The organism is Tunicatimonas sp. (genome assembly GCF_049647865.1).
Lineage (GTDB): Bacteria > Bacteroidota > Bacteroidia > Cytophagales > Cyclobacteriaceae > Tunicatimonas.
The window spans coordinates 1-3,750 of sequence record NZ_JBARYM010000876.1; the positions used below are offsets into that span (position 1 = coordinate 1).

A 3,750-nucleotide genomic window follows, 5' to 3' on the forward strand; every position below is an offset into this window, starting at 1 on the left:
CTGTAAACTCTTTAGTGGGTTGCTGTCAACATTGCCACTGTCTGCTTACGGCGGATGGGAAGGCCACAGCAACTGAGTGAGTCAGGAGACCTGCCCGTGCTGTTTTTCATTCAGGCTTTCGGTGGAAAGGTCAGGAATGTATCAGACCGTTTACCGTACTGCTAAGTTTGGCGAATGGCTACCGCAGTTGTAGCTCTATCTAAACCTTGCTTAGGTATGCGCACTATTACATTTCTCGTATTCTACAGTTAGTCTGCCATTTTATTTTTCGCTATGCACGAATGGCAGTCGTACTATTTAATTAACCTCACGCTAAGGCGAAGCTTATCGGTGTGGCTAACCATAGGGTTGTGCGGAACATTGCCACTCACCTCATTAGCTCAGTTTACCATTGACGATACCATCAAAGTTCTACGAAACGTGGAAATTACTGACTCTCGATTACAACTATTTAGCGAGGGGAGTCAGGTATCCGAAATTCTTCCTCAAGTAACTGGCTACGCCGCCGCCAGCAACTTATCACAGCTACTGATGAAATACTCGGCAGTTAATGTTCGATCCTACGGTATCAGCGGACTTTCTACTGCTTCACTGCGGGGTAGCGGAAGCAATCATACTCCCGTTTTTTGGGAAGGCATTAATCTGCAAAGTAGCATGAACGGCAGCTTGGATTTAACGCTTATGCCAGCATTTTTCCTGGACGAAATTTCATTACAACACGGTAGCCTAGGAGCTATCTACGGAGCCGGAACACTGGGCGGGGCTATTCATCTACGTTCCTCCCTTGAACCCACTTCTGGTCTTAGTGGCAAATTATTCCAACAGTTAGGAAGCTTTGGTGATCAGCAGACCGGTGTTCAGCTTCAGTATGGTAATCAACAAAGTATTATGCGAGTACGGGCTTTCTACCGAAGCGCTGAAAATGACTTTCCGTACAATAATATCTATCGAGTCCGACCGGAACAGCGGCAAAATGCGGGTATCAATCAGAAAGGCGTACTAGCTGAGTTTTACCAAAAGATTTCTCCGCAACAGAATATAGAAATTAAGTATTGGTTGCAAGATAATTACGTGGAGATACCAGGAGTAGCGGCGGCTAGTACTTCTAACCAAGGAACCCAAACTGATCTTTTTCACCGAATGGTAGTTAATTGGATGCTAAACCGAGCTAATCATCAGATTCGTGCCCGAACTGCTTTTCTAGGTCATAGGCTGGTTTATAATGATAACATTATTGAAAACTCGCTTAATGAAGCGATTTCCTGGATTTCTGAAGTAGAAAGCACTTTTTACTTTGGCGATAGGCAGTGGCTATTAGTGGGTGGTAATCATACCTACGAGCAAGCTGAGGTAAGTAACTACGGAGTTCAACCACCCCAACGTCACCGCACCGCCCTATTTGCGTCGTATCAAACTCAGTTTCACGAACGATTGGAAACCACGCTAGGGTTGCGAGAAACCTTAATTGATGAAGAATGGTCACCAATTCTTCCTTCACTGTCTCTAGCCTACTCCGCTGGTAAACACTGGAAATTACGCTCTAAAATAGCCCGAAGCTACAACTTACCAACATTCAATGACTTGTACTGGTCGGGGCTGAGCCAAGGCAACCCTAATTTACAACCCGAAAGTGGTTGGGGGGCCGACCTAGGGGTAGAAGTCCAACCTGAGTTCGATCGTTGGAAGTTGCAAGGTAGCCTCACTGCATTCAGCAATTGGTTTAATAATTGGCTACAGTGGGTTCCCCATGAAAACTCCCAATGGTCGCCGGTTAATGTGCAGCGAGTGTGGTCCCGAGGCTTGGAAGCAACCGCCAATGCGCGCTATGAGGTAGAGAATGACTTCTCTTTCCGATTATGGGGCCTCTACAGCTATACTCGTTCTACAAAAGAAGAAATTAAGGCCGGGGGGAACCCCGCAGCATTGTATAAGCAACTTATCTATACACCGTTTCATCAAGGAAAAGCCTCGGCTTTACTGCACTATTATCGCTGGGAGTTTGGTTCAACTGTGAATATTATTGGCCCGCAGTTTACCGATGAAACCAATAATCAAATATTACCTAGTTACGCTACCACCGATATTTCTTTGGTCTACCGTTGGCAAATCAACAATTCTCACCAACTGACGGTGAACAGTTCACTTAATAATATTTTCAACCACGAATACGAAGTACGGCAGGGCTTTCCTATGCCCGGTCGCAACTACCAAGTCAATATCATTTACCAGTTTAACTAACTTTTACTATGAACCGCAACCGGTGGCGCACTTTTACATTTTGGGCATTGTTTTTAGGCATACACACTATTTTCATTTCTTGTACGGAAGATGATCGTCCCGATCCTCCTATCGCCGGACAAGACGGCTATTTTATAGTGAATGAAGGCGGGTTTGGCAATGCGAATACCTCGATTTCTTACTACGACCGACAGAAAGATTCCGTGTTTAACAACGTTTTCAGCAATGCCAATAATCGTCCGTTAGGAGATCAAACCCAATCGATGACCGTGTTTGATGACCGAGGTTTTATTGTGGTACAGAATTCATCTAAAATAGAGGTGATTGACCGGGAAACTTTTGAGTCGTTAGCAATCATTGGTCCTGACGAAGGCATTGTTTCTCCTCGCTTTTTTTTAGGATTAAACCCTACCAAAGGTTACGTAACCGATTGGGGAGCCGACGGAGTAAGTGGAACTATAAAAGTACTGGATTTAAATAGTTATCAAGTAACAGCCACTATTCCGGTAGGCGCGGGCCCCAATGGTCTTGTTGTTCATAACAATCTGGTGTACGTTGCCAACGGTGGCGGTTTAGGAAGTGATTCTACCGTAGCAGTGCTCGACCCTCAAACCGATACTATTGTTCAAAAAATAACTGTTGGAGATAACCCCGGTAGTTTGGCTATTGATGCTAATGATCGTATTTGGGTAGTTGGAGGAGGGAAGCTGGTGTATGACCCGGTAGACTTTTCGATAGTCGAAGTCGAAAGCACCCCGGGATTTATTGCTCGTCTGGAAAATGATGAAGTAACACTGACTGTTCCTGCCGATCAAATTAACACTGGGCCAGCGACTATTAACACCGACCCAACCGGACAACTATTATATTTTCGCTATCAAGGAGGCATTTACGCAATGAGCACAGATAATACTACATTACCTACCGCACCGCTTATTGATAAGGACTTTTACGGCTTAGGGGTTGACCCAGTTAGTGGCGAGATTTTGACTGGACAAGCACCCAATTTCAGCAGCGATGGCGTTTTCTCGCGCTACTCATCAACTGGCACTTTAATTCAAAGCTACGATGTTGGTATCGGTCCTAATGGTTTTGCTTTGTAATGGTTATTAGTTTTAAGTTCTAAGAATTGAGTATCTCAGAACTTTAAATTCAAAACTTTGATAATCAACTTCTAGTCTGATGAGCTTTTTTCTTCTTGCTGGTAGCGATCATCTTCCCAATATCCGGTAAGCACACTATCAGCATTAACTGAAGCATACACCATTTTACCTTCGCCTTCGCGCCTACCTTTTACAAAGGCACCTTCGTAATAATCACCATTAATCCAGGTATACGTGCCTTCACCATCGGGGTAGCCTTTCTTAAACTCTCCCTCGTAAGTATCTTTACCGATAGCTTTACCGTTACCATGGGCTTTTCTTTTGTGGCAGTCGCCTTCGTAGCTACCGGCAATATCATCTAACATTACCCGGCAGTCTGCTACAAGGCTGGTAACTGATGATGTCTGAC

Annotated in this window: 2 protein-coding genes, 1 pseudogene and 1 riboswitch; of the genes and pseudogenes, 2 read left to right on the forward strand and 1 reads right to left on the reverse strand. The window is 44.6% G+C overall.

Annotation, left to right across the window (positions count from 1 at the left end):
• Positions 1-112, forward strand: a riboswitch (cobalamin riboswitch). This riboswitch is flagged as partial in the annotation.
• Between the two features lie 161 nt (positions 113-273).
• Both WBA23_RS25125 and WBA23_RS25130 read left to right on the forward strand, forming a co-directional pair.
• Positions 274-2,238: a TonB-dependent receptor plug domain-containing protein gene (locus WBA23_RS25125; protein WP_424585030.1), complete on the forward strand. Its 1,965-nt coding sequence runs from the start codon at positions 274-276 to the stop codon at positions 2,236-2,238.
• An 8-nt stretch (positions 2,239-2,246) separates the two neighbouring features.
• On the forward strand, positions 2,247-3,341 hold the full coding sequence (locus WBA23_RS25130; protein ID WP_424585031.1) for a DUF5074 domain-containing protein: 1,095 nt from the start codon (positions 2,247-2,249) through the stop codon (positions 3,339-3,341).
• 71 nt (positions 3,342-3,412) lie between these two features.
• On the opposite strand, the pseudogene WBA23_RS25135 reads toward WBA23_RS25130, so the two are convergent.
• Positions 3,413-3,750: pseudogene (locus tag WBA23_RS25135) on the reverse strand (hypothetical protein); the annotation flags it as partial.

Bases quoted from the DNA above. Each gene is read 5' to 3' on its own strand.
- WBA23_RS25125 (WP_424585030.1), top strand. From the start codon at position 274: ATGCACGAATGGCAGTCGTACTATTTAATTAACCTCACGCTAAGGCGA.
- WBA23_RS25130 (WP_424585031.1), top strand. From the start codon at position 2,247: ATGAACCGCAACCGGTGGCGCACTTTTACATTTTGGGCATTGTTTTTA.